Raw genomic sequence first — 23,556 nt, 5'->3', positions numbered from 1 at the left:
GGTATAACGCCTGACGGGTTTTTTTGTTGTATCTTTGCACCTATTATGGGCACCTTATTGGATATCGGACAAAAGCCTTACAATCATTACGGCGCTTATTTGCGTGCTAAACATGAAGGTAAGCGCGTATTCAAGATCATTGTAGATGGCAATTTTACCTGCCCAAACCGCGATGGGAGTAAGGGGTATGGTGGATGTTCCTATTGCAATGTAGATTCATTCACGCCTGATTCAGCCCGTAAACTACCCACCATCCGCGAACAGGTGGAAGAGGGTATCCAGCGCGCAATCAATGGTTATGGTGCCGAAAAATTCGTGATTTATTTTCAGCCCAATACCAATACATACGCCCCTACCCACTACCTGAAGGCCATGTATGATGAGGCGTTGAATGTAGCGCCGGAAAATGTGGTTGGATTATCGGTGGGCACTAGGCCCGATTGTATCGATTCTGAAAAGGTGGCTTTGCTTGAAAGCTATACCGATCGTTATGATGTGGATTTGGAGATGGGTATGGAATCCATTTACAACGATACGCTTAGCCGGATAAACAGAGGCTGCTCGCATGAGGAGCTGGGGGCAGCCCTAAGCCTGGTGAGCGATAGCCCATTGGATATTTGTGTACACACCATCTTTGGTTTCCCTTGGGAAACGAAGGAGATGATGTTACGCTATGCGGATGAAATCAATCGATTCCCACAAATCAAATTTGTGAAGTTGCACCACCTTCATATCGTTGAGGGATCCATTATGGGTGTCCAATATAAGCGGCAACCTTTCCATGTGTTTAGCTTGGAGGAATATACGGATTTCTTATGCGAATTTATACCCTTGCTTAGACCCGACATCGTCATCCAACGGTTGTTTGGACTAGCCGATCAGGAATTGCTAATAGCGCCTATCTGGGGCAAGGGGAAATCAGCTATCCAGACCTATATCGATAAGGAATTGGAGAGAAGGGGAGCCTACCAAGGGAGCAAGTACCAAGCGTAGGATTCAATCGTGATTAATCTTCTAAAATCCCTTTCAGGTCTGCTGGTGAATAGTGCACAGATTTGAGTGTTTTCCGGTCTGCTGCACGATACACGAGGTAGTGTCCGTCGGCTTCTTCATAAAAGCATTCCACACCTTTTTGCTGATAATGGGCTACTGTGTCTTCAGCTTCCTGCACGGTATTGCAAGCTTTGCTCATATTGGAGCGTTGCACCTCATCAAATAACTGGCTGAACTTATCCGCCAATCCAAATTCCAGCACGGCGCCAGAAAGTACGTACTGTATGTCGCAAAGTGCGTCAGCCACTTCCGTTATATTTTTGTCGGAAATGGCTTCTTCAAGCTCTTTAAGTTCTTCGCCAATAAGCGATACGCGTAGCTGGCAGCGTTTCTCATCAGGTATGGTTGGAGTTTGCAGAATGGGATGTTTAAATGTTTTATGAAACTCGGCAACGGCCGTCAAAGTTTTCGGATCGGTCATAATCAAAAAATTTGGCTAAAATAGTACAAAACTTCAAAGGTTTCAAAAACCTCTAGGGTTTATTTATTTAATAAAATGCTTGAGTTGGATAATTTCCTTTTCCTCCAGATAGCGCCATCTTCCACGAGGAAGATCTTTTTTTGTGAGGTTGGCATAGACTACCCTATCCAATTTAATCACGTTATAACCCAAGTGCTCAAAAATACGTCTTACGATACGGTTTTTCCCGCTATGGATCTGAATGCCGACTTCACGTTTGCTTCCCCCTTGGACATAGCTTATGACATCAGGTTTCACAAGTCCATCCTCGAGTTCAATTCCAAAAGCGATTTTATTAAAGTCGCCCTGTGCGAGGTTCTTATCTAGCTCTACATTGTAAATCTTGCTGATATTATTGCGTGGATGCGAAAGCTTTTCGGCAAGGTTGCCATCATTGGTCAACAAGAGGAGCCCGGTGGTGTTGCGGTCAAGCCTGCCAACAGGATATATCCGTTCTCTGGTTGCCTTGGCCACCAAATGCATCACTGTACGTCTTTCCTGGGGATCGTCTGTTGTGGTGATATAGTCTTTTGGTTTATTTAAAAGCACATAGATCATTTTTTCGCGTTTCAGGCGCTCTCCGTTATACCGGACTTCGTCTTTCATGGGGTCTACTTTGACGCCCAGTTCGGTGATGACATTCCCATTTACAGTAATGACACCTGCTTCAATCAATTCATCGGCCTTGCGCCTTGAGCAGATGCCAGCATTGGAAATATATCGGTTAAGCCTTATCAATCCGTCATCCTCGGGATCCCGTTGAAATGGTTTTGATGAAGAATCGGTCCGTTCACGGCGTTTCTTCGAAGGGTCGTAAGGTGATTTGTTGCTGAATGGACGTTTATCGCCGCTATATGGTCGCTTTTGCCCGCCCTTTCCGTACGGTCTTTCTTGGTCCCTGTTGGATGACCGGTCTGAATCAGAACGGTTTCTCCCCGAATCAGTATTAGATGGTCTGTTTGAATCAGAACGGTTCCTTCCTGAATCACTTGGTTTTCTGTCTGAAGGACTTTTGTCGTTGTCTTGAGTATTTCGGCTACGGAATTTACGGCCACCTGTATTGGAAAAACTAGAGGTTGATTTTCCTGATTGTTTGGATTTGTCGTCACGACTGTTCCTTTTGTTACTTAATGGCATGATTTTTACCGCGAAAAAATGTGAGCAACAAAGGTAGTTAAAAATATGCGTTTAATTGCCATAGCCATGATTATTTACATAGAAATAACCTGAAAAGGTACGTTAATTTTTGTTAAAAGTCAAAGGGTATTGTTATAACTATTTGTATATTAACAATATAATTTTTACTTTTGCAGCCGACTTTTGAATCAAGTAATCCATGGCGTTAATTATTGTGTGCCATGTATTGCAGGAAGGTGATGAATGATAAAAAAACAACTGTTCTGTTGTAGTGCTGTTTTGCTGTTGGTGTTGCTTTCAAAGTTGTACACGTACCGTGTGGCAGCCAACACTGAAACAAATGATGTATTACAACATAACTCCTTATTCCATGGAGCATTGTTGCTGGAAGATATAAGTAATGTCCGCAACACTCCTTACTTTGCATCATTAAATTTTGCTAATGAAAACCTGCCTTTGGGTGATAAGCAAATTGAAAATAGGATGATGCGATACCTCAAAGAATATTCGTATAATAAGCGTCGGTCTTACCGACTGCACCGAAAGGCGCGGGGTGCTTTGCCACGGGTTGCAGCGATTTTAAGTAAGCAGGGGATTCCCGTGGATTTCAAATACATCCCTTTAGTAGAAAGCGGGTTTACCAGCGGCACGACCTCACACCGTGGTGCATCCGGGTATTGGCAATTTATGCCTAATACGGCGAGAGCTTTTGGGTTGCGCGTGGATAGTTTGGTAGACGAACGGCAAGACATAGAGAAATCTACACTGGCCGCAGCCAAATACATCAAGGCGTTATATCGGGAATTCAATAGCTGGACATTGGTGGCTGCCGCTTTTAATATTGGTGAGGGGAATCTTCAGCGCGCTATCAATAATCAACATGAAGATAATTATTTCAAGCTGAAGCTCAACAAGGAAACTGGAAGCTATGTTTATAAGCTTATCTCGGTCAAGGAAATCATCGAAAATCCTAGGCAACATGGCTACAGGAAGAGCAAAATTCTATTGGCTGATGCAACGGATGAAAAACGCCAAGGGCAAGGTGAATTATAGTCCTTGCCCCCTTTATAAGCTATAAGATTCAGAGAGAATTACCTCAAATCCACTATTTCCATCCCGGGATACTTGTTTTGATTAAATGTAAACTTATCTGCAGCAATTTGCGGATTGGCTTTTGTGTTTTTGATGGTGTACATGTACTTGATCCCACCTTTGTCAAAAATGGTTGCATCATGTATCAGGTTGGAGGATGCATTGATGCGCAACTTGATTTTGAAATAAGGTGCATGGGGGTCTTCCGGTGACAGTTCCACCACACGCAATCGGATATTTCCAGCGTTTTCATCAGATGCCGATACATATTTATAACCTTGGTTATAGAAGGAGAAAATGTTGATAGGAGAGATGGCTTCCGAATCGTTGTTTGCTTCAGTCACCTGAACCTCCTGTTCTTCCTTGAGTATGGTCCACTGCGTTTTCCCATCGCTAATCAGGTCTTGGCTATTCATTGATATGTGGTACTTACCAGCTGCGGCCTCCATGTAGATGGTGCCCGATTCTGAATGATTTGCGGTTTGCTGCGGCTGCTGAACGGCAATGGTGAAGTCTGCCTGTATGGTTTTGTAACCTTCGTAGGTTTTGCTGACCTTATTGAGCAAGGATTTTGCCGCGACATCTGTTTGCGCGTAGCCATGCGAAGCAATAATTAATAGGAAAGGGAGCAGCGCTATGTTACCGATATATTTTCTTAACATCATATTCATTCTATACATCTTTCTTCAATCCATCCAAAAACTGTTCCAATGAATATTCATCAGGAAATAATACCTCACGGGCCTTACTACCTTCAAATGGTCCCACCACGCCAGCTGCCTCCAATTGATCGATGATCCGCCCGGCACGATTGTACCCAAGCTTGAGTTTGCGTTGGATGAGCGAAGTTGAGCCTTGTTGATGCAGGACGATGAGCCTGGCGGCATCTTCAAACATGGCATCACGATCGCTGATATCAAAGTCGCCCGCAGAGCTTTCACTATTTTCATCGATGTATTCGGGAAGCAACATTGCCGAAGGATAACCTCGTTGGCTGCCTATGAAATCGGATACTTCATCCACCTCTGGGGTGTCCACAAAAGCGCATTGTATCCGTATCAATTCGCTGCCAGTAGCCAATAGCATATCACCTCTTCCAATCAATTGATCAGCACCTCCCGAGTCGAGGATGGTACGCGAATCCACTTTAGAAAGCACACGGAATGCCAAACGCGCAGGGAAATTGGCCTTGATGGTACCTGTAATGATGTTTACAGACGGTCGTTGAGTAGCAATGACCAAATGGATTCCAACAGCACGCGCTAGTTGTGCCAATCGGGCTATCGGTGTTTCCACTTCCTTGCCTGCTGTCATCATTAGGTCAGCAAATTCATCAATGATAAGCACAATGAAGGGAAGGAAACGGTGGCCTTCTTCAGGATTAAGCCTACGATTGATGAACTTGACATTGTATTCCTTGAGATTGCGCACTTGACCATTTTTCAACAAGTCATAGCGGGCATCCATCTCAATACATAGGGAATTGAGTGTATTGATTACCTTTTTAGTGTCGGTAATGATGGCATCCTCTTCGCCAGGTAGCTTGGCCAGAAAATGGCGTTCTATTTTTTTGAACAACGATAATTCTACCTTTTTGGGGTCTACCAGCACGAGCTTGAGTTCAGCAGGATGCTTCTTGTAGAGCAGGGAGGTAAGGATCGCATTGATACCTACCGATTTACCTTGCCCTGTAGCTCCTGCCACGAGCAGGTGGGGCATTTTGGCAAGATCAGCGATGTATACTTCGTTCGAAATCGTTCTCCCTAAGGCGATTGGCAGGTCCATATCCGTGTGTTGGAACTTCTCCGTTGCCAATACCGACCGCATAGATACCATCTCCGGGTGGCTGTTCGGCACCTCAATGCCTATAGTGCCTTTGCCGGGCATTGGGGCAATGATTCGGATACCAAGGGCAGCTAAACTCAGCGCAATATCGTCTTCTAAATTCTTGATTTTGGAAATACGTACACCCGGTTTCGGGATAATTTCGTACAACGTAACCGTAGGGCCTATGGTGGCTTTTATTTTGGCTATCTCGATGTTATAGTTGCCAAGTGTATCGACAATTTTGTCCTTATTTTCCTCCAGCTCATGATTGTTTACAGTGATTTTGCCTGAGCCGTAATCACGGAGCAAATCAAGGGGGGGGTATTTGTAACCCGATAAATCCAGTTTTGGGTCATATTGGCCTACTTTTTCAACCAATTCATCTGCTGTAATGTTTTTTTCTTCCTTAATGGCTGATACGGTAAGCGGAGGGTTTTTTATTTCGTTCTTGGCTTCCGTTTTTTCCCGGAGTGCCTCGACAGTAAAATCGGGTCCCGGTTTATCCTCGGCGGATTCATGCTTAGGCGCATTGATGTTTTGTGGCAATTTTTCTTCCTGCGATTCGGATTCCTTCATCCGGTTGAGGTTGAATTCCACAGGGTCTACCCGATATTCCGACTCCTGCATATAACGCTCTCCATTGCGGAGGGAATTTCCTGATGCACTATCTGCCTCAGGGGTATTGCTGCTATCCTTAGAGCGACGCGCACCCAACTTAAAGTCCAAGTTATAGATGATAATCAGCACAGTAAGGATGACAAAAATTAATAATCCTCCTACCCCTGGCACACCAATCTGGGCTTGAAGCAATCTGTTGGACCAAAATCCGAACTCGCCTTCCAGAAAATGAGGATAATTGCTGATAAACCCATGGATAAAGCCCAATGTAATGGATATGAAAACTAATGCGAACAAGGAGTAGCCCAAAACTTTCCAAATGGAAATAATTTTTACCTTGAATAGTAAGCGATATCCAATAACGAACAAGATGCCTATAAAAAGGAAAGACGCAATTCCAAACCACTTGTAAACAAACTGATGGGCAAGCAAAGCTCCAAATTTTCCCATCCAGTTTTGTACCACCGGATGCTCGATACCGGCAAGGGCAAGTTCTTCACGACTCTTGAATAAGGTGTTCCATCCACCGTTGGCCGCGGAGACATAACTTTGGTCCTCCTGCCAGGTAAACAGATAAGAAATGAAGGCGATAAGGAAGTACACCGCCAATATCAACAGAAATAGACCAGTTATTTTTATGATTTTATCACCTAGACCGCGCCCAGATAGTGAACTAGCCTTCGATTTACGCTCCCGTTTCTTTCGTGTGGATGATCTGACTTCCGTATCATGCTGTACATTCTTCCTAAAAGAATTTCCTTTTCCAGACATCTATAAGGATACATTTTGTTTGAGACAAACTTACGGAATTTTTATAGATAAATGATTTCAATGATTCATGGATCGCATTTTCAGATAATTTTTCCGATAGGTTGTAGCACTTTGCATACTAGACACGTTTTATATGATGAAAACGGTGATACGAATTGGATCACCATTTAGTTATTTGTATTAAGGAATTACTGTAAATTTTGATGGAAAGAAAAATAAAAAGACGCCGTTTAGGTCTTATCATAGCGGCTATTGTGGTGAGTTTTATTGCATTGAATGCATGCTTAAAGGATGGCGATAATGGATTAAGCCAGATTTCAGCCACGGCGGCGCTTAATGCTGTGCCTGGATCTGAAGGGTTGGATATTGGACTAGACCAAAACCAACTAAACAATAGGGTTTTGGGCGAGGAATTCGCTTATGGTGATACATTACCATACAAAAATGCATATTCAGGAAGGAGACTTGTAAGGGTGTTCGATCCCAATCGTAATCAAACCACGCCGCCTTTGGCTCAAGGAACTGTTGATTTTACCCCTGGCAAATTCTATTCGTTGTATGTGGTGGGTTATGAAGAGATCCAATTGATGGTTACAGAAGATGACTTGTCGAACCCAAGCGAGGGAAAGGCAAAGATCCGGTTTCTTCACCTGAGCCCTGATGCTCCGGCTTTGGATTTAGAAGTGGAAGAAGTCGATACGTTGTTGGCGAGCAATAAGAAGTTTAAGGAAGTCACGGAGTTTTCTGTTATAGATGCTGGCGATACCTATACATTCAACATCATTGAATATGGTAGTGATGAGGTTGTGCATAGCTTTGATTTTACACCAGCAAGCGGTATGATTTATACCATATGGGCTAAGGGCTTGCTTGAAAACACGAATGATGATTCGTTAGGTTTTGGTCATGGTATCATTACCCATTAAAAACATGGGTCACAATTTTCTCCATAAAGTTTAGGTTGATTGAAGTCCGCCTATTGGCGGATTGCCGCTCCCTCCCCGGGGGCGGTTTTTTTACGCTGCTATCAGCAAGAAATAGTTTTTCTTACCCCGTTGGACTATTAAATAACTGCCATTTATCAAGTCATCCAAGGAAAAAATTTGATCAATGTCACCAATTTTTGCCTTATTGATAGATACGCCACCGCCTTGTATCATTTTGCGTGCTTCCCCTTTCGATGGAAAAACCGAAGTGGAAACAGCCAGCAGGTCCATTGCATTGATTCCGGCGGACAGTTGGTCTTTAGCGATATGGAACTGGGGTACGCCATCAAAAATATCCAACACCGCTGTATGCTCCATGCCATTCAGAAATTCCAAAGGGCCATTGCCAAATAGAAATTCGGAGGTTTTCACGGCTGTTTCAAAGTCCGATTCGGAATGTGTACGGGTGGTGATATCCTTGGCCAGCGCCCTTTGCACCGTGCGAAGATGAGGAGCAGTCTCATGTTCGGCAATGATGGCATCGATTTCTTCCTTGGATTTCAAGGTGAAAATCTTAATCCAGTTTTTGGCATCATCGTCACTAGCATTGAGCCAGAATTGGTAATATCGGTATGGAGAGGTCTTGTTGGCGTCCAGCCAAACGGCTCCGCTTTCGGTTTTTCCAAATTTGTTGCCGTCGGCCTTCTTGATGAGTCGGGTAGTAAGCCCGTATGCTGTACCACCATCTTGCCTACGGATAAACTCGGCTCCCGTCACAATATTACCCCATTGATCCGAACCACCCATCTGTAACTGGCAATTGTGGTTCTTCCATAGGTAATAAAAGTCATAGCCTTGGATAAGCTGATATGAAAACTCGGTGAATGAAAGCCCGTTTTCACTTTCCAAACGACTCTTTACCGAATCCTTGGCCATCATATAGTTGACAGTAATCAATTTTCCAACGTCGCGGATGAAATCCAAAAACTTGAAATCTTTGAACCAGTCGTAGTTATTCACCATTTTGGCAGGGTTTGCCCCTTCATCAAAGCTCAAGAACCTACGCAGTTGCTCTTCGAGGCAGCTCACATTGTGCCGTAAGGTCTCTTCGTCAAGTAAGTTACGTTCGGCCGACTTGAAGGATGGGTCTCCAATCATCCCTGTGGCTCCACCCACCAATGCGATGGGTTGATGCCCTGCACGCTGAAAATGGATAAGCGTCATGATTTGGGTCAGATGCCCCACATGCAAAGAATCGCCTGTGGGGTCAAAGCCAATATAACCAGCCGCGGGCCCCTTGTTCAGCAATTCTTCGGTATCCGGTATCATATCCTGTAACATGCCCCGCCAACGCAATTCCTCAACAAAATTCATCTTCATGTACTATTAAAATCGAGTGATTAATGTGACGGCAAAGATAGTAGAATCTGCCGTAAATTATCGTTGAAATTCGCTATATTGGCACAATAAGTGTATTATAACAGGAAAGAGTGCTGCATGAATTTTCTTTCGCATTATTATTTTGAACGATACAGTCACGATCCTGAATTGGTATTGGGGAGTGTACTGCCCGATTTGATTAAAAATGCAGACAGGAATATTAATGTGCTGCCCCATAAATACGAAGATCGATTTGGCAACAATCCTAAACTCCAAAGTATTTATCGCGGCTGGGTGAGGCATATAGAAGCCGACCGTTATTTTCATAATTCCACTTTTTTCTATAGCCATACACATGAGTTGAAAGCAGTACTTGCCCCTATTGTAGAAAGTACAGCGATAAGACCTTCCTTTTTGTCGCACATCGCACTTGAATTGCTACTTGACCACTTACTACTCCACAACAATTGGGTGCATGAATCGGATTTTTATGAGTATCTAGCGGCGGCAGACCGTGATATGACGGATAGATTTCTGAAGCTATGCGACGTTAAGGATACCTTATTCTTTTTTACCTATTTCAACAGCTTCATGCGTGCACAGTATGTAGGAAGTTATCGAACATTTGACCAAATTACGTTTGCTATGATCAATATTTGCCGCCGGCTGTGGGTTGTTGAGCTGACGGCCAAGCAAAAGGAACAGATAACGACGGCCATTACTGCTTATGTAAAGGAATTAGCGGGGAATTTCCATCATATATTTGATGAAATACGTGCCCAGCTGCCGTAAGGCTATCCGCTTTTTATACCAGCCTACTTTGCTGCAAGAAATATATATAAATTTTAAACAGCCACTAAACCTCCTTCGTAAATTTTTTTTTATAAGTTTGGCTGGTTGGTAATCAGCCAAACCCAATAGGTACGCGTATGGCAAATAGACTTTTCCGCAAAAAAACTATAGAGCAGATTTTAAGTGCGTCGCAATCAACGAAGGCCGGTGGGCTTGCGAAAGTATTGGGTGTACGTGATTTGGTGTCATTGGGGATAGCTGCCATTGTTGGTGCGGGTATCTTCAGCACAATTGGATTGGCCAGTTTCAATGGCGGACCTGCTGTATCTATGTTGTTTGTCTTTGTAGCAGTCGCGTGCGTGTTCACAGCATTGTCCTATGCGCAATTTGCCAGTGCCGTACCTGTATCTGGGAGCGCATATACTTATGCGTATGTGGCATTTGGTGAACTGTTTGCATGGATTATTGGCTGGGCACTGATTTTGGAATATGCTGTTTCCAATATGGTAGTGGCTATTTCATGGTCGCAATATTTTGGAGGCATGTTGGCAGGGTTTGGCATTAACATGCCTGGCTGGCTCACGATGGCCCCCGCTTATGCTTCCGAGGCCTATGCCAAGTTGCAGTCACAAGGCATGGAATCGTTGACAAGGGTGGAGCAGACGGCCGCCATGGCTTATGAGCAAGCCCCGAAATTGGGAGACATCCCTGTCATTTTTGATTTGCCTGCGGGTCTCATTACGGTTTTGGTCACTTGGTTGGTCTACATCGGCATCAAGGAGTCGCGCACGGCCAGCAACATCATGGTTGTGGTCAAAGTGGGGGTAATTCTACTGGTCATTATCGGTGGCGCTTTTTTCATTAAACCCGATAATTGGACGCCTTTTGCGCCCAACGGCATTAAAGGAGTGATGACTGGTGTTGCAGCTGTGTTCTTTGCCTTTATTGGGTTTGACTCCATTTCTACTACAGCAGAGGAATGTAAAAACCCACAACGCGATTTGCCGCGGGCAATGATGATATGCTTGCTTATCTGCGCCGTTTTATATATCCTCATTACATTGGTGTTGACCGGAATGGTGCATCATACGGAATTAAATGTCAAAGATCCACTAGCTTATGTATTCGAATATGTGGGTGTCGATTATATGGCTGGGATTATTTCGGTGACGTCTGTAGTGGCCATTACTAGTGCGCTATTGGTTTTCCAGCTGGCCCAACCTCGTATTTGGATGACAATGAGCCGCGATGGTTTGCTATGGAAAAGATTTGCCACGATACACCCCAAGTATAAGACTCCGTCTTTTGCCACGATTATCACGGGATTTATGGTGGCCATACCCGCGTTGTTTTTCAAGATGGATTTCTTTGTCGACCTCACCAGTGTGGGTACCTTTTTTGCGTTCATATTGGTATGTGCGGGGGTGTTGTATATGGATTATTCGGGCATTTCAAAGCAAGCTAAATTTCGAGTGCCCTATATCAATGGGAAGTATCTGATTACAATGGCGCTATTGGCCGCTGTATTTTGTGTTTATTACTATGGACAGGACACGATTATGGAATGGCAACAATTATCAATTCAGCAGATACTGGAACATAAAATACTGATCATCTTATTTTGGTTGGTTTGGATTGTGCTAAGTGTGATGGGATACATCTACCGGTTTTCGCTATTGCCCGTAGCAGGGATTCTAGTCAACCTCTACCTGATGTCGCAACTAGGGGCAAGCAATTGGTTCATTTTCCTTGTATGGTTAGCTATTGGTTTGGTGGTTTATTTTTGTTATGGTTACCGACACTCAAAATTGAATAAACCCGTGGATATTCCAATAGAATAAACCTCCTCAAATTATCAACAAACGCAGATTAACGGCCATTAAAAGTAATTTGGTGTTAATATTGGAGGCTGTAGCGCTCAAACATGTTAAAAATTGTTAAAATATTTTTTTTTCATCCTCTATTATAGGGAATATAGCAATTTTGTCCTACATTTGTTCTGATAAGGGAGAGGGAGAAAAACATTTTAAATTAAACCTCTGATTACGACGTTTGTCAAACCGATACTGTATGAGGAAGTTTTTACGTTACATAATTATCATTTTGGCTGTAGGCGCCATCACGTTCATAGGCAACGTGAATGCAGCATTGCTACCGACGACTAAGGTGGCAGTAGATACTAACAGCGTGATGAGTAGAAGCGAAGTTAAGGACGAAGCTTTGCGCATTTCCGCTGCTAATAATCGTAATTCACAACGATCTTTCTTCTCTTCTTTCAGAAATTTCTTTCCGTTTCGGGTTAACAATTCAGAAAACGATAAATTGTTAAGTAATGTAAAGATTTTCCCAAATCCCATTTCCGAGCAGATTAACCTGTCATTCAGCCTTGGTAAACAAAGTTCAGTATCGATTAAGGTAATGGACGCGTTAGGGAATGAAGTGATGACACTGCTTAACCAGGAGCTGGAAGCCGGAAACCAAAGCCACGCTTTTGAGACTAACAACAAACTTACTAACGGGTTTTATTTTATCCGAGTTTCGGCAGGTGCCGAAACCGTGGTGAAACGAATCTCTGTATTATAAGTGTTTTTTATTGTCGGTTTCCCTATTCTGGATTTATCCAACGCCCATCTTCACGTATAATTTCAATTAATTCATCGAGTGCATTGGCCGAACTGACATTACGTTTGACTACTTCCTTACCCCGGTATAGCGTAATCTTGTCCGGCCCAGCGCCTACATATCCATAATCGGCGTCGGCCATTTCCCCAGGACCATTTACGATACAGCCCATTATTCCTATTTTGAGTCCTTTCAGGTGGTTAGTACGACTACGTATCATATGGGTGGTTTCCTGTAAGTCAAATAAGGTGCGTCCACAGCTTGGACAAGAGATGTATTCCGTCTTGGAAATCCGTGAGCGGGTTGCCTGTAAGATTCCAAAGGACGCCGATACCAGCTTGTCCATAGGAATGGCTGGTGCATCTACCCATACACCATTGCCCATACCGTCTACAAGTAATGCGCCCATATCCGTGGCAGCATATAATTGCAGTTTAGAAATAGGCTCTTCTGGATCCATCAGATTGCCTGAGGGGGTAGAAAATTCCTCTGAAGGATAAAGACGACGGATGATGACCGGATTGTCAAGCCCCAATTCAGATAAGGTCGAAAAAAATAAGCGCTGGTCTGCCATGCCATGAGGTTCATCGGTTTCCAATACGAAGACGATGGTTTTGTCCAATGGTAGTGTTTCAAAAAGGACTGTTCCTAGATCGATATTATTTATCCTTACTAAATTGAGGTCAGTATCATGCAGACTTGTTTCCACAAATTCACGTAACGTATAAACCGGATGGATATTGATCCTGTTCTTGAGGCCCACCCAGATACGGTAATTATACAGCTGTTTTAAATTACCCGGCATAGTAAAGGAGGGTAGCTCATCCGCTAGATAGACAAAATCCACGGACTGTTCACCCATGTGGTATTTATCGAGCAAGGGGTCATATTTGTATCCAACATCGCTGAGAATAGCTGGATCCCTCAGATTTTTGTGTGATATATCCACCACGACTCGTGGCACTAACGATCCGCCGATGAACGCGCTTACTTCTGCGGAAACATGGGGTTTGATATCATGACGGGTGAATGTCAGGGAAGTAGCGGTAGAAGCCCTGCCTTGGGTATCTTGTTGGCGTTTGGTATACCGGTTTACTAAGGCAATAGCCACTGGAGCTTCAAATTCGGGCTCTTCGGTAAGGGATACCCGTACGGTGTCGCCTAAGCCATCTTCGAGCAAGGTGCCTATGCCCACAGCAGATTTGATGCGTCCATCTTCGCCATCGCCCGCTTCGGTTACACCGAGATGCAAGGGATAGTTCATTCCTTCAGCCACCATCTTTTCCACCAACAGGCGATATGCGCGTACCATCACCTGTGGATTGCTGGATTTCATCGAGATAACGAGGTTGTAATAATTAAGGTCTTCGCAGATGCGGATAAATTCCATGGCCGATTCTACCATCCCCTCAGGGGTGTCACCATAATGGCTCATGATACGGTCCGAAAGGGAGCCATGGTTAGTGCCGATACGCATAGCTGTGCCGTATTCTTTACAAATTTTCACCAATGGTGCAAATTTGATATATATACGTTCCAATTCAGCTTTATATGCTTCCTCGCTATAGTTTAGTTGGTCAAATTTCTTTTTATCGGCATAATTGCCAGGGTTGATACGCACCTTTTCCACGATTCGTGCAGCCACTTCTGCAGCATTCGGAGTAAAGTGGATATCAGCTACTAATGGGATATCATACCCCCGCTTGCGTAGTTCCTTTTTGATTTCGGCAAGATTATTGGATTCCTTGATACTAGGGGCGGTGATGCGCACGTATTCACAGCCAGCATCGGCCATACGGATGGCTTGTTCTACGGATCCAATAGTATCCATCGTATCCACGGTGGTCATACTTTGGATACGGATGGGGTTATTCCCACCTAGAGGTATATTGCCAATGGACACTTCACGGGTGCGCCATCGTGAATATTCCGTCAGCGAATTGCAGTAGCCACCCGGCAAGGTATTTCCGATTCTAATATCCATGTTGTCGTTCAACATACAAAGTTAGGAATAATGATTAATATATTATTTGTTAGAAATTAAGATGGCGTTTATTTCAAATCAACCTATCCTTGATGACCAGCGTTCCGGCGATCTTATCGTGCAGGCATTGCTGCCTACGGTCAAAAAAACCAGTGAAAAACCCAATACCGAGTGTAATGACACCTACAAGCTTGGCAATATTTCGTAATAACGCCTGCCCATATCCAATGGGTTTGCCCTCCTCGTCCGTTACTTTAACGCCGATGAGCATTTTACCTATGGAAGCTTGCTTTTTGGACCCTTCAGTTGCCACGCATAGGATAAATTTGAAAATAGGCACAAGAGCCAGCCCCATGATGAGCGTCGGGATGCTTTCCTGTGTATTCGTTGCTCCTCCTAGATACACTGCGGCCAAAACAGCATATATACATAATGCGATGAAATAATCGATAGCTGTGGAGAGGAGGCGTGTATCCAATGTGGCAAAATACTGAGGTAGGGTAGCTTGATATTGGATGTTTAATAGCTTGCTCAACTCGGCAAGCTCCCTTAGTTCCTTAAATTCTGGTTGCTCCACAGGCTTCACGAAGTCCGTGGGGCGGAGGTCCATGCCTCGCAATTCATCCAATGTGAATGGACCTTGGGGTTTCCCTTGGATGACCACATAATATCGGTCGGGATGGTTATCCACGTTATTAATTATATCGTTTCACCGAGAAGGAGCTTAACCCACCCTGGAGGTTGATCGTAAACTTGTTGCTTGCATTTTCATAACCTTCAGTCGTATAAGAACCGTCTCCCTGTTTGGTGAAGCCGGGAAAATCCTTGGATGAGAGCCCCGATTTGACCACAATCCTGCAGGCAGCCGCCCGTGGTATTTCAATTTCCACGCTGGCCACTCCAGATTCTGCGCTGATGATGGTTTCCTGTAGTGGCATGCCCAGTTTGGCCTCGAATGATGCAGCGCCACCATTGAAGTTGAGGCTGGCCACTTTATATTCAGTCAGGTCGAATTCTGCAGCACCAGCTCCCATGTCAAGGGTGATATGCCATATCGGGTTGGCATTGAGGCTTATTTTGGCCCAATTTTCATCCACATTCCCTTTCCAGTTGCCATTCTTGGTACCTTTCATACTGAATGTGAGGTCTGCCTTGGCATCTGTGATTATGGTTTTTAACTCATGAGAACCAATGGTACTACCGGCCTCTGCACTGAAGAGCTTATCCGTAACCCCTTCAATTTCATATTCAATCGCCCCGCCCTTGACGTTCAGGTGGGCCGTGGTAACAGCGCTATCGTATTCATGGCTAAATGTGCCTTTGGAGGCACCCATATGTTTCGGCTCGCCGGCGGGCTTTCTGTCCATGTCCATGTCCCAGCTTTTGTTAAATACCCACCAGTTGCTGCGGGGTGGGAAAGTGCCTCGATAGGCCAGAAAAGCCAAGGCAACTATGGTGACTATGATGGAAACAGCACTGCCAATTCCACGTTTGGGTACCAAAAGGTTTACGCCAATGACAATAAGGATAACTGGCCACATACTTAAGACAGAGCGCCAATAAAAGTTGATAACATTCAGGTTATCCAGCAATAGGATGCCCCCTACAAAAAGCAGGATGAGTCCCCAACTTAATTTTTCTTTGTTCATGACTTTAGGTTATTTGGTGTAAGCATGTCCCTCCTCATTGTCACCATTGGTTGGTTGCTCGGGATCCTGGGTATATTCCTCTTCTTTTTCATGAGGATAAGTTTGCTCTTTTTTATTAGTGAATGCGCCAAAGATGCTGGCCAGCCCCATGATGATGATCAATACCGGCCAGTACCGTGCAAAGTCACGCCAATACAAAACATCCAATTGATGCAACAGGAAAAATAATCCTACGGCCAAGAGAATTAAGCCCGCAATATACCTATCCTTTGATTGCTTGAATGTTTGTGCTTTACCCCCTACATTCCAATTATACGGGTAGCCAGCTTCATAATCCGTGGATTTTTGGTTTTGCGAAGCTCGATAATCCACATCAAATGGATCATGAGGTAATGAAAATGATTTTATGGGCAACACAATCCACAGCACGATATATACAATCGGCCCGAGAAGCCCAACACCCATATACCCAGAGAAAAAGACACTGATGATAAACGCTAACCTTATCCATGTTTTGTCTATACCAAAATATTCTCCCAAGCCAGCGCAAACACCTGCCACCGCCCCTTCATGGGGTATTCGCTGAAGTTTCCTTTCCATTTTATCTTATTTTAAATGTTACCATATCTTGGTTTTATTACTATTTCATCCACATTAGCCCCCTCACTCATCGTTAAGCATGTGGCTATGGCCGCTGCAATATCTTCCGGTAGTACAAACTGGTCAGCAGGGATAGCCGTACCTTCCCATGAGGAAGTCAATGTAGATCCGGGTATGATTTCAGTCACTTTTACTCCATAGGGCCTCAATTCATCCCGCAATACATGAGTTAGACCCATCACCGCATATTTTGTTACAGTGTAGGTACCCGCGGATGATACGGGTTCTCGGCTGGCAATAGAGCTGATGTTGAAGATATGGCCCTTGCTATTTCTGCGCATATTGCGCGCCACGGAGCGCGAGAGCAGATGGGGTGTGTAATAGTTGATACTCATTTGCAAGTCAAAATCTTCGTCTGACTCATCCAATATGGAAACCGCATGAAATATTCCCACATTGTTGATGAGGATATCCAGATGGGGGGCTATTTGATCAACCCATTGTGTCAATCCGTCAAGTTGGGTTCTATCTGAGAAATCACATACAAAATACTGCACGTTGATATTGGGGGTGGATTTTTCCAAATTGACTTTAAGTGCTTTCAATGCATCACTGTTGCGCGCGGCGAGTAACAAGTTACAGCCCAGTTGGGCAAGTTTTTTAGCGATGGCAAGTCCCATCCCTTTGGTGGCGCCCGTAATCAAAGCCGTCTGATTAGTTAATTTTGACATTTTAGCATGTTCTATTGATTCCAAAAATAAGAAGTTTATTGTGGGGATAGTCAAACAACGGCATGCTTATTTTTCAATTATAAAACTTGTTGCTCATGCTGGTGGATAAATCGTCGCTTGTATATAAAACCAAGTTTATCTAAGTTTGTTTTGTCCTGTGATGCTATGGGATGGGAAAATACCACTTCGGCAACAATATTATTTTCGCTTCCGCATAAAACATTTATATTTATCGGAATATAGAACGGAAATTTATGTTTTTCACCTACTTTGGCAGGTACCTGCTCTTGTTGAAAGCGGTCTTCAGGCGACCGGAAAAATGGAAAATTTATTGGAAAGAAATAATCCATGAGATGAATGAGATTGGTGTTGGGTCACTTGGTCTGGTTGCCATCATTTCCACTTTTGTAGGCGCAGTAATGACCATGCAGATAGCGTTTCAATTGGTTTCTGATCTCATTCCCAATTCCGTTATCGGACAGATCAACCGTGATTCGAGCATCCTGGAACTGAGCCCTACCATCACCGCCTTGGTATTGGCCGGTAAAGTGGGGTCGTCCATTTCTTCCCAGATCGGGTCCATGCGGGTGACAGAGCAAATCGATGCCCTTGAAATCATGGGGATCAATGCTCCGGGGTACCTTATTCTCCCCAAGATATTGGCGGGCATTACCATGATTCCGGCATTGGTAATTATATCCATTTTCCTTGCTTTAACTGGTGGGCTTTTGGGTGGGTCACTATCTGGTGCCGTTACCCCCGAAGATTATATCAATGGTATTACGGATGGTTTCAGAGGCTACACAGTTGCAGTAGCGTTGGTTAAGGCCTTTGTTTTTGGGTTTATTATTACAACTGTTTCGGCTTTCAAGGGATTTTATGTGCGGGGTGGAGCATTGGAAGTCGGGCAGGCCAGTACTCGTGGTGTGGTTATCAGCTGCATTACCATTTTGGTGGCCGATTATATCGTTACAGCATTGATGCTTTAGGCCGATTATCATTTTTAGTTTTAGTTTCTTTTTCTTTATGATTGAAATCCAGAATATCCATAAATCATTTGGCGATAACCATGTATTAAGGGGTATTGACGCGAAATTCGAAGCCGGTAAGATCAGTTTGATCATTGGTGGCTCGGGTTCGGGGAAGAGCACATTATTGAAATGCATGGTGGGGTTACATGCGCCGGAGCAAGGCAAGGTGCTCTATCAGGGCGAAGATTTCACACGTATGGACTTTGAGACCCGCATTCCCATCCGTAAGGAAATCGGTATGCTTTTTCAAAACTCGGCACTGTTTGATTCGATGACCGTGGAGCAGAACATTATTTTTCCGCTGGAGATGTTCACCGAAATGAGTAGAAGCGAGAAAATAGACCGGGCCAACTTTTGTTTGGAACGGGTGAACCTTGTGGGGAACAACAAATTATATCCAGCGGAGCTTTCTGGCGGGATGAAAAAGCGCGTGGGTATTGCCCGTGCCATCAGCATGAGCCCAAAATATCTTTTTGTAGATGAGCCCAACTCAGGCCTCGATCCCGAGACCGCCATTGTGATTGATGAATTGATAGCGGAACTAACGGAAGAGTATCAATGCACTACCGTGGTGGTAACACATGATATGAATTCGGTGATGGGTATTGGGAATTATATTCTCTTTTTACACCAGGGCCAAAAATGGTGGGAGGGCTCCAATAAGGAAATCACCCATTCGGATTTGGAAGAATTGAATAACTTCGTGTTTGCCAGCCCATTTATGAAAGTGGCGAAGGAGCGGTTTTGAGTATTTCACGCAAAGGACGCGAAGTTTTTTCACGTGGAGCTCGCAAAGGGGAGTTCTAAGCGGACTTTGCGAAATCCTTAGCGTTCTCTGCGAGAAACAGCGTGATATCTTTATCTTTGCCACAAAATACTTGACACTTGGCATCAAACAACATCCAACTCCTCACCCCAAAGCACTGGGAAGATTATGAACTCATTGATTGTGGTGATTTCGAAAAGCTCGAACGCTTTGGCAACGTGGTGCTGATACGCCCTGAACCCCAAGCTATATGGCCCAAAGCGCTGCCCGAATCCGAATGGAACAAGCGCCATGATATTCGTTTCAAAGGGCGGTCTGCCACGAGTGGAGATTGGCTTAAAAAGAACCCCAAAATACCCGACCGTTGGCATATAAGCTACAAAAACGCTGATATAACCATCAAGCTACGTCTTGGCCTCACCGCATTCAAGCATGTAGGGGTTTTCCCCGAACAGGCGGTCAATTGGGATTTTATATCCAATACCATAAAATCCTTCAAGACACCCAGCCCTAAAGTGTTGAACCTCTTTGCTTACACAGGAGGGGCCTCACTGGTGGCCAAAGCTGCCGGTGCCGACACTACACATATCGATTCCATCAAGCAAGTGGTTACCTGGGCCAATGAAAACCAGGAGCTTTCCGGGCTATCCGGTATTCGATGGGTAGTGGAGGATGCGTTGAAATTTGTGAAGCGTGAGTTGAAACGTGGCAATATCTATCAGGGCATCATATTGGATCCCCCTGCCTATGGGCATGGTCCCAAAGGGGAGAAATGGAAACTTGAGGACCATATTGCCGAGATGATGCGTGATGTTGTACAATTGCTGGATCCCAGCGAACATTTTTTGATCCTTAATACCTACTCACTGGGCTTTTCATCTGTTATTGTGGAAAATTTGGTAAAAACATTTTTGCCCCAAGTGCCAAACCTGGAAACGGGTGAATTGTATCTGCAAGCTACAGCAGGGAGCAAACTGCCTCTAGGCGTATTTGGGAAATTCAGGAAAATTGGATAACGGCTATTTAGACTATCGATGGGATTGTTTATCAATGATGAAAAACGTGCTTGGGAAGATCTTGGAGCAGGCGTCAGCCGCAAAGTGATGTCTTACAATGCGGACTTGATGGTCGTAAAGGTTAGGTTCGAAGTAGGGAGTATCGGCGCCGGACACCAGCATCCGCATACCCAAATCAGCTATGTAGAAAGCGGCACGTTTGAGTACACCATTGCCGATGAAACCTTTACCATAGAGGCAGGTGACACCTGTTTGATACCACCCAATACGTTACACGGGTGTCACTGTATCAATGCGGGTATACTGGTTGATGCATTCAGTCCTGTACGCGAGGATTTTTTATAGGCAGTCCATTATCACTCAAAGATTACCGTTTTATTGCCTGTGATGATGACACGGTCTTCAATAACCAATGACAACGCCTTGCTCAACACCGATTTTTCCACTTCCTTTCCGGCTCGTACCATATCTTTCACCGTGTAGCTGTGGTTTACGGATTTGGTATCCTGCGCAATGATTGGGCCTTCGTCGAGATCATTGGTCACAAAATGGGCTGTGGCTCCAATTAATTTGACGCCGCGGGCGTGGGCCTGCTTATATGGATTGGCTCCAATGAATGCGGGGAGGAATGAGTGGTGGATGTTGATAATCTGTCCCGGATAACGCTCCACGAAAGTGGGCGAGAGGATACGCATGAATTTGGCCAGCACCAGGTAATCTGGTTGATAGCGTTCAAGGATGTGGCCAATCTCGATTTCAAAATCTTCTTTCGTTTTCCCCTCATGAGCCACATGGTGGAAAGGAATGGCAAAACGTTCAGTAAAAGCCCTTAAATTATCGTAATTGCTCACCACACAGCAAATTTCAGCCCCCAATGTATTGAAAAAATGGCGGATAATGATATCACCCAAACAGTGGTGTTCTTTGGTAACCAAAATGGCCAGGCGTTTTTGTTGCGGGGGATTTACGTGCACATTGGCCCCTTCGGGGAGTTCAACCAACAGTTCATCAGTAAGCTGTTGTATATTATTTGCTCCGCCGGCACAAACAATGCGTACATAGAAGCGGTTTGCCGCTTCATCCACATATTCACGCATGGTCACAATGTTGAGCTTATGGGCGGCAACGGTATTGGCTATCAATGCCACCAAGCCTACGGCATCACGGCATTGGATTAAGATTAAGGTCTGGTCAGTCATCACATTACATCAAGCCACTAGTTCTTCTGCTGTTGTTTTTTGCTGCTCAGCGATATCTACCTCTACCCGGAGGTTGTTTACAATGTGTTTTTGCCTATCGGGAGTGTTCTTGCCCATGTAATATTCAAGCAATTGGATAATTTTCTGATCCTTCGAAAGAATTACAGGGTCCAAGCGCATGTCCTTGCCTATAAATAGCCCAAATTCGTCCGGCGAAATCTCACCCAGCCCCTTGAAGCGAGTGATTTCAGGTTTACTACCCAATTTCAGCATAGCGTATTGGCGCTCCACGTCGCTATAGCAATAAATGGTTTCTTTTTTGTTGCGCACACGGAACAACGGCGTTTGCAGGATGGATACATGGCCCGCTTTCACGAGATCGGGGAAAAATTGCAGGAAGAAGGTCATAATCAATAAACGGATGTGCATGCCGTCCACATCGGCATCCGTGGCGATGACAATGTTGTTATAACGTAGTCCATCTAACCCATCTTCAATATTGAGTGCATGTTGCAATAGGTTAAACTCCTCATTTTCGTATACCACCTTTTTGGTGAGGCCAAAGGCGTTAAGGGGTTTCCCTTTGAGGCTGAATACAGCTTGGGTCTGCACATCACGTGATTTGGTAATGGAGCCACTGGCCGAATCGCCCTCTGTGATAAATAGGGTGGTCTCCATAGCCCGCTCATGCTTGTCGCCATAGTGAATTTTACAATCGCGCAGCTTTCGGTTATGTAGCGATGCTTTTTTTGCCCGTTCGTTGGCCAGTTTTTTGATACCCGCAATATCTTTTCGTTCGCGTTCGGACTGAAGGATACGCTTGAGCAAGGCATCGGCGGTATCGGAATGCCTATGTAAGTAATCATCAAGTGCTTTTTTCACAAAATCATTGATGAAAGTGCGGACGGTAGGCCCCTCTGGACCAATATTCTGCGATCCGAGCTTGGTTTTGGTCTGCGACTCAAAAACGGGTTCCTGTACTTTGATGGCGATGGCCCCGATGACGGATGCCCGGACATCAGCGGCCTCGAAATCCTTCTTATAAAACTCACGAACAGTTTTCACCACTGCCTCGCGGAATGCTGCTTGATGTGTGCCGCCCTGGGTGGTATGTTGCCCGTTCACAAAGGAGTAATATTCCTCACCATATTGCTGTCCATGGGTGATGGCGATTTCAATGTCTTCTCCCTTCAGGTGGATGATGGGATAACGCATGGATTCCGTATCGATGTTGCGTTCGAGCAAGTCTTTCAGGCCATTTTCAGACACGAACTTTTGCCCATTAAAATTGATGGTTAGTCCGGAGTTTAGAAAGACATAATACCAAATCATGTTCTCTACAAATTCCGGACGGTAATGATAATGCCTGAAAATGCTGTCGTCAGGGTAAAAGATTACCGCTGTACCGTTGCGTTGGGTGGTATCTTTTTCCTCGTCTTTGAGGAGTTCTCCTTGACTGAATTCAGCAATACGGGTCTTCCCTTGGCGGTAGGATTGCACAGTGAATGATGAGGAAAGTGCATTAACCGCTTTAGTTCCCACCCCGTTGAGTCCTACGGATTTTTGGAAAGCTTTGCTGTCGTACTTGCCGCCGGTATTGATTTTTGATACCACATCCACTACTGAACCCAACGGGATGCCTCGGCCGTAATCACGTACGGACACTTTTTGTTCGTTGACAGTGATTTCGATGGTTTTTCCAGCGCCCATTACAAATTCGTCTATGGAGTTATCCATCACTTCCTTAAGGAGTACATAGATGCCATCGTCATAAGCCGAGCCATCACCCAGCTTGCCGATATACATCCCTGGCCTTAGTCGGATGTGCTCTTTCCAATCTAGTGATCGTATGCTATCTTCGTTGTATGCTGCTGTCATTTTATTTAGACGTTAGATATTAGA

22 protein-coding genes are annotated in these 23,556 nt (G+C 44.6%); 10 read left to right on the top strand and 12 right to left on the bottom strand.

Annotation, left to right across the window (positions count from 1 at the left end):
- The first annotated feature begins 45 nt into the window (after positions 1-45).
- Complete coding sequence (gene mnmL, locus NF543_RS01040) at positions 46-993, top strand: tRNA modification radical SAM protein MnmL/YtqA (RefSeq protein WP_257666227.1); 948 nt, start codon at positions 46-48, stop codon at positions 991-993.
- Positions 994-1,006: 13 nt separating this feature from the next.
- Here mnmL and NF543_RS01035 read toward each other — a convergent pair whose 3' ends face one another.
- Both NF543_RS01035 and NF543_RS01030 read right to left on the bottom strand, forming a co-directional pair.
- Complete coding sequence (locus NF543_RS01035) at positions 1,007-1,474, bottom strand: pyrophosphohydrolase domain-containing protein (RefSeq protein ID WP_257666226.1); 468 nt, start codon at positions 1,472-1,474, stop codon at positions 1,007-1,009.
- Positions 1,475-1,537: 63 nt separating this feature from the next.
- Complete coding sequence (locus tag NF543_RS01030) at positions 1,538-2,650, bottom strand: pseudouridine synthase (RefSeq protein ID WP_257666225.1); 1,113 nt, start codon at positions 2,648-2,650, stop codon at positions 1,538-1,540.
- Positions 2,651-2,893: 243 nt separating this feature from the next.
- Between NF543_RS01030 and NF543_RS01025 the strand changes: the two genes are divergently transcribed.
- Complete coding sequence (locus tag NF543_RS01025; protein WP_257666224.1) at positions 2,894-3,703, top strand: lytic transglycosylase domain-containing protein; 810 nt, start codon at positions 2,894-2,896, stop codon at positions 3,701-3,703.
- Between the two features lie 38 nt (positions 3,704-3,741).
- Here the strand turns inward: NF543_RS01025 and lolA1 are convergent, their stop codons facing one another.
- Positions 3,742-4,407, bottom strand: a complete 666-nt coding sequence (lolA1, locus tag NF543_RS01020) for an outer membrane lipoprotein periplasmic chaperone LolA1 (protein WP_257666223.1) — start codon at positions 4,405-4,407, stop codon at positions 3,742-3,744.
- Between the two features lie 7 nt (positions 4,408-4,414).
- A complete protein-coding gene (locus NF543_RS01015; RefSeq protein WP_257666222.1) occupies positions 4,415-6,958 on the bottom strand; it encodes an FtsK/SpoIIIE family DNA translocase in 2,544 nt (847 codons plus the stop codon).
- 203 nt (positions 6,959-7,161) lie between these two features.
- On the opposite strand from NF543_RS01015, the gene NF543_RS01010 reads away from it, so the two are divergent.
- Positions 7,162-7,884: a DUF4397 domain-containing protein gene (locus tag NF543_RS01010; protein WP_257666221.1), complete on the top strand. Its 723-nt coding sequence runs from the start codon at positions 7,162-7,164 to the stop codon at positions 7,882-7,884.
- Positions 7,885-7,974: 90 nt separating this feature from the next.
- On the opposite strand, the gene tyrS is transcribed toward NF543_RS01010, so the two are convergent.
- Positions 7,975-9,258 (bottom strand): tyrosine--tRNA ligase, encoded by a 1,284-nt coding sequence (tyrS, locus tag NF543_RS01005; RefSeq protein ID WP_257666220.1) that lies wholly within the window; start codon positions 9,256-9,258, stop codon positions 7,975-7,977.
- A gap of 123 nt (positions 9,259-9,381) precedes the next feature.
- Between tyrS and NF543_RS01000 the strand changes: the two genes are divergently transcribed.
- The 3 genes from NF543_RS01000 to NF543_RS00990 all read left to right on the top strand — a co-directional run bounded on the left by NF543_RS01000 (position 9,382) and on the right by NF543_RS00990 (position 12,639).
- Positions 9,382-10,056 carry a hypothetical protein gene (locus NF543_RS01000; RefSeq protein WP_257666219.1) on the top strand — a complete coding sequence of 225 codons (675 nt, stop codon included), beginning with the start codon at positions 9,382-9,384 and terminating at the stop codon, positions 10,054-10,056.
- 137 nt (positions 10,057-10,193) lie between these two features.
- Complete coding sequence (locus tag NF543_RS00995) at positions 10,194-11,897, top strand: amino acid permease (protein WP_257666218.1); 1,704 nt, start codon at positions 10,194-10,196, stop codon at positions 11,895-11,897.
- Between the two features lie 229 nt (positions 11,898-12,126).
- Positions 12,127-12,639, top strand: coding sequence for a T9SS type A sorting domain-containing protein (locus tag NF543_RS00990; protein ID WP_257666217.1), 513 nt, complete (start codon positions 12,127-12,129; stop codon positions 12,637-12,639).
- A 22-nt stretch (positions 12,640-12,661) separates the two neighbouring features.
- On the opposite strand, the gene ispG is transcribed toward NF543_RS00990, so the two are convergent.
- The 5 genes from ispG to NF543_RS00965 form a co-directional block, all read right to left on the bottom strand.
- Positions 12,662-14,662 carry a (E)-4-hydroxy-3-methylbut-2-enyl-diphosphate synthase gene (gene ispG / locus NF543_RS00985; RefSeq protein ID WP_257666216.1) on the bottom strand — a complete coding sequence of 667 codons (2,001 nt, stop codon included), beginning with the start codon at positions 14,660-14,662 and terminating at the stop codon, positions 12,662-12,664.
- A gap of 73 nt (positions 14,663-14,735) precedes the next feature.
- Positions 14,736-15,353, bottom strand: coding sequence for an RDD family protein (locus NF543_RS00980; protein ID WP_257666215.1), 618 nt, complete (start codon positions 15,351-15,353; stop codon positions 14,736-14,738).
- A gap of 4 nt (positions 15,354-15,357) precedes the next feature.
- A complete protein-coding gene (locus NF543_RS00975; protein WP_257666214.1) occupies positions 15,358-16,311 on the bottom strand; it encodes a toast rack family protein in 954 nt (317 codons plus the stop codon).
- Positions 16,312-16,320: 9 nt separating this feature from the next.
- Entirely contained in the window at positions 16,321-16,911 is a 591-nt protein-coding gene (locus tag NF543_RS00970) for a PspC domain-containing protein (RefSeq protein WP_257666213.1), read from the bottom strand.
- A gap of 11 nt (positions 16,912-16,922) precedes the next feature.
- Positions 16,923-17,642 carry an SDR family oxidoreductase gene (locus NF543_RS00965; RefSeq protein WP_257666212.1) on the bottom strand — a complete coding sequence of 240 codons (720 nt, stop codon included), beginning with the start codon at positions 17,640-17,642 and terminating at the stop codon, positions 16,923-16,925.
- Between the two features lie 254 nt (positions 17,643-17,896).
- Between NF543_RS00965 and NF543_RS00960 the strand changes: the two genes are divergently transcribed.
- The 4 genes from NF543_RS00960 to NF543_RS00945 all read left to right on the top strand — a co-directional run bounded on the left by NF543_RS00960 (position 17,897) and on the right by NF543_RS00945 (position 20,800).
- A complete protein-coding gene (locus tag NF543_RS00960) occupies positions 17,897-18,631 on the top strand; it encodes an MlaE family ABC transporter permease (RefSeq protein WP_257666211.1) in 735 nt (244 codons plus the stop codon).
- Positions 18,632-18,668: 37 nt separating this feature from the next.
- Entirely contained in the window at positions 18,669-19,421 is a 753-nt protein-coding gene (locus tag NF543_RS00955; RefSeq protein WP_257666210.1) for an ABC transporter ATP-binding protein, read from the top strand.
- A 137-nt stretch (positions 19,422-19,558) separates the two neighbouring features.
- Positions 19,559-20,455: a class I SAM-dependent methyltransferase gene (locus tag NF543_RS00950; RefSeq protein WP_257666209.1), complete on the top strand. Its 897-nt coding sequence runs from the start codon at positions 19,559-19,561 to the stop codon at positions 20,453-20,455.
- An 18-nt stretch (positions 20,456-20,473) separates the two neighbouring features.
- A complete protein-coding gene (locus NF543_RS00945) occupies positions 20,474-20,800 on the top strand; it encodes a cupin domain-containing protein (protein WP_257666208.1) in 327 nt (108 codons plus the stop codon).
- 11 nt (positions 20,801-20,811) lie between these two features.
- Here NF543_RS00945 and purU read toward each other — a convergent pair whose 3' ends face one another.
- Positions 20,812-21,654, bottom strand: a complete 843-nt coding sequence (gene purU, locus NF543_RS00940) for a formyltetrahydrofolate deformylase (protein WP_257666207.1) — start codon at positions 21,652-21,654, stop codon at positions 20,812-20,814.
- A gap of 9 nt (positions 21,655-21,663) precedes the next feature.
- Positions 21,664-23,532: a DNA topoisomerase IV subunit B gene (locus tag NF543_RS00935; protein ID WP_257666206.1), complete on the bottom strand. Its 1,869-nt coding sequence runs from the start codon at positions 23,530-23,532 to the stop codon at positions 21,664-21,666.
- Between the last annotated feature and the right edge of the window lie 24 nt (positions 23,533-23,556).

It is taken from the genome of Parapedobacter tibetensis (assembly GCF_024704835.1).
Lineage (GTDB): Bacteria > Bacteroidota > Bacteroidia > Sphingobacteriales > Sphingobacteriaceae > Parapedobacter > Parapedobacter tibetensis.
Note: the sequence above shows the minus strand (reverse complement) of the source record. Positions and strands in the feature narration are given on the sequence as shown.

What these genes read in the sequence shown, in the direction of transcription:
- mnmL (WP_257666227.1), top strand. Translation starts at nt 46, where the DNA reads ATGGGCACCTTATTGGATATCGGACAAAAGCCTTACAATCATTACGGC.
- NF543_RS01035 (WP_257666226.1), bottom strand. Translation starts at nt 1,474, where the DNA reads ATGACCGATCCGAAAACTTTGACGGCCGTTGCCGAGTTTCATAAAACA.
- NF543_RS01030 (WP_257666225.1), bottom strand. Translation starts at nt 2,650, where the DNA reads ATGCCATTAAGTAACAAAAGGAACAGTCGTGACGACAAATCCAAACAA.
- NF543_RS01025 (WP_257666224.1), top strand. Translation starts at nt 2,894, where the DNA reads ATGATAAAAAAACAACTGTTCTGTTGTAGTGCTGTTTTGCTGTTGGTG.
- lolA1 (WP_257666223.1), bottom strand. Translation starts at nt 4,407, where the DNA reads ATGATGTTAAGAAAATATATCGGTAACATAGCGCTGCTCCCTTTCCTA.
- NF543_RS01015 (WP_257666222.1), bottom strand. Translation starts at nt 6,958, where the DNA reads ATGTCTGGAAAAGGAAATTCTTTTAGGAAGAATGTACAGCATGATACG.
- NF543_RS01010 (WP_257666221.1), top strand. Translation starts at nt 7,162, where the DNA reads ATGGAAAGAAAAATAAAAAGACGCCGTTTAGGTCTTATCATAGCGGCT.
- tyrS (WP_257666220.1), bottom strand. Translation starts at nt 9,258, where the DNA reads ATGAATTTTGTTGAGGAATTGCGTTGGCGGGGCATGTTACAGGATATG.
- NF543_RS01000 (WP_257666219.1), top strand. Translation starts at nt 9,382, where the DNA reads ATGAATTTTCTTTCGCATTATTATTTTGAACGATACAGTCACGATCCT.
- NF543_RS00995 (WP_257666218.1), top strand. Translation starts at nt 10,194, where the DNA reads ATGGCAAATAGACTTTTCCGCAAAAAAACTATAGAGCAGATTTTAAGT.
- NF543_RS00990 (WP_257666217.1), top strand. Translation starts at nt 12,127, where the DNA reads ATGAGGAAGTTTTTACGTTACATAATTATCATTTTGGCTGTAGGCGCC.
- ispG (WP_257666216.1), bottom strand. Translation starts at nt 14,662, where the DNA reads ATGGATATTAGAATCGGAAATACCTTGCCGGGTGGCTACTGCAATTCG.
- NF543_RS00975 (WP_257666214.1), bottom strand. Translation starts at nt 16,311, where the DNA reads ATGAACAAAGAAAAATTAAGTTGGGGACTCATCCTGCTTTTTGTAGGG.
- NF543_RS00970 (WP_257666213.1), bottom strand. Translation starts at nt 16,911, where the DNA reads ATGGAAAGGAAACTTCAGCGAATACCCCATGAAGGGGCGGTGGCAGGT.
- NF543_RS00965 (WP_257666212.1), bottom strand. Translation starts at nt 17,642, where the DNA reads ATGTCAAAATTAACTAATCAGACGGCTTTGATTACGGGCGCCACCAAA.
- NF543_RS00960 (WP_257666211.1), top strand. Translation starts at nt 17,897, where the DNA reads ATGTTTTTCACCTACTTTGGCAGGTACCTGCTCTTGTTGAAAGCGGTC.
- NF543_RS00955 (WP_257666210.1), top strand. Translation starts at nt 18,669, where the DNA reads ATGATTGAAATCCAGAATATCCATAAATCATTTGGCGATAACCATGTA.
- NF543_RS00945 (WP_257666208.1), top strand. Translation starts at nt 20,474, where the DNA reads ATGGGATTGTTTATCAATGATGAAAAACGTGCTTGGGAAGATCTTGGA.
- purU (WP_257666207.1), bottom strand. Translation starts at nt 21,654, where the DNA reads ATGACTGACCAGACCTTAATCTTAATCCAATGCCGTGATGCCGTAGGC.
- NF543_RS00935 (WP_257666206.1), bottom strand. Translation starts at nt 23,532, where the DNA reads ATGACAGCAGCATACAACGAAGATAGCATACGATCACTAGATTGGAAA.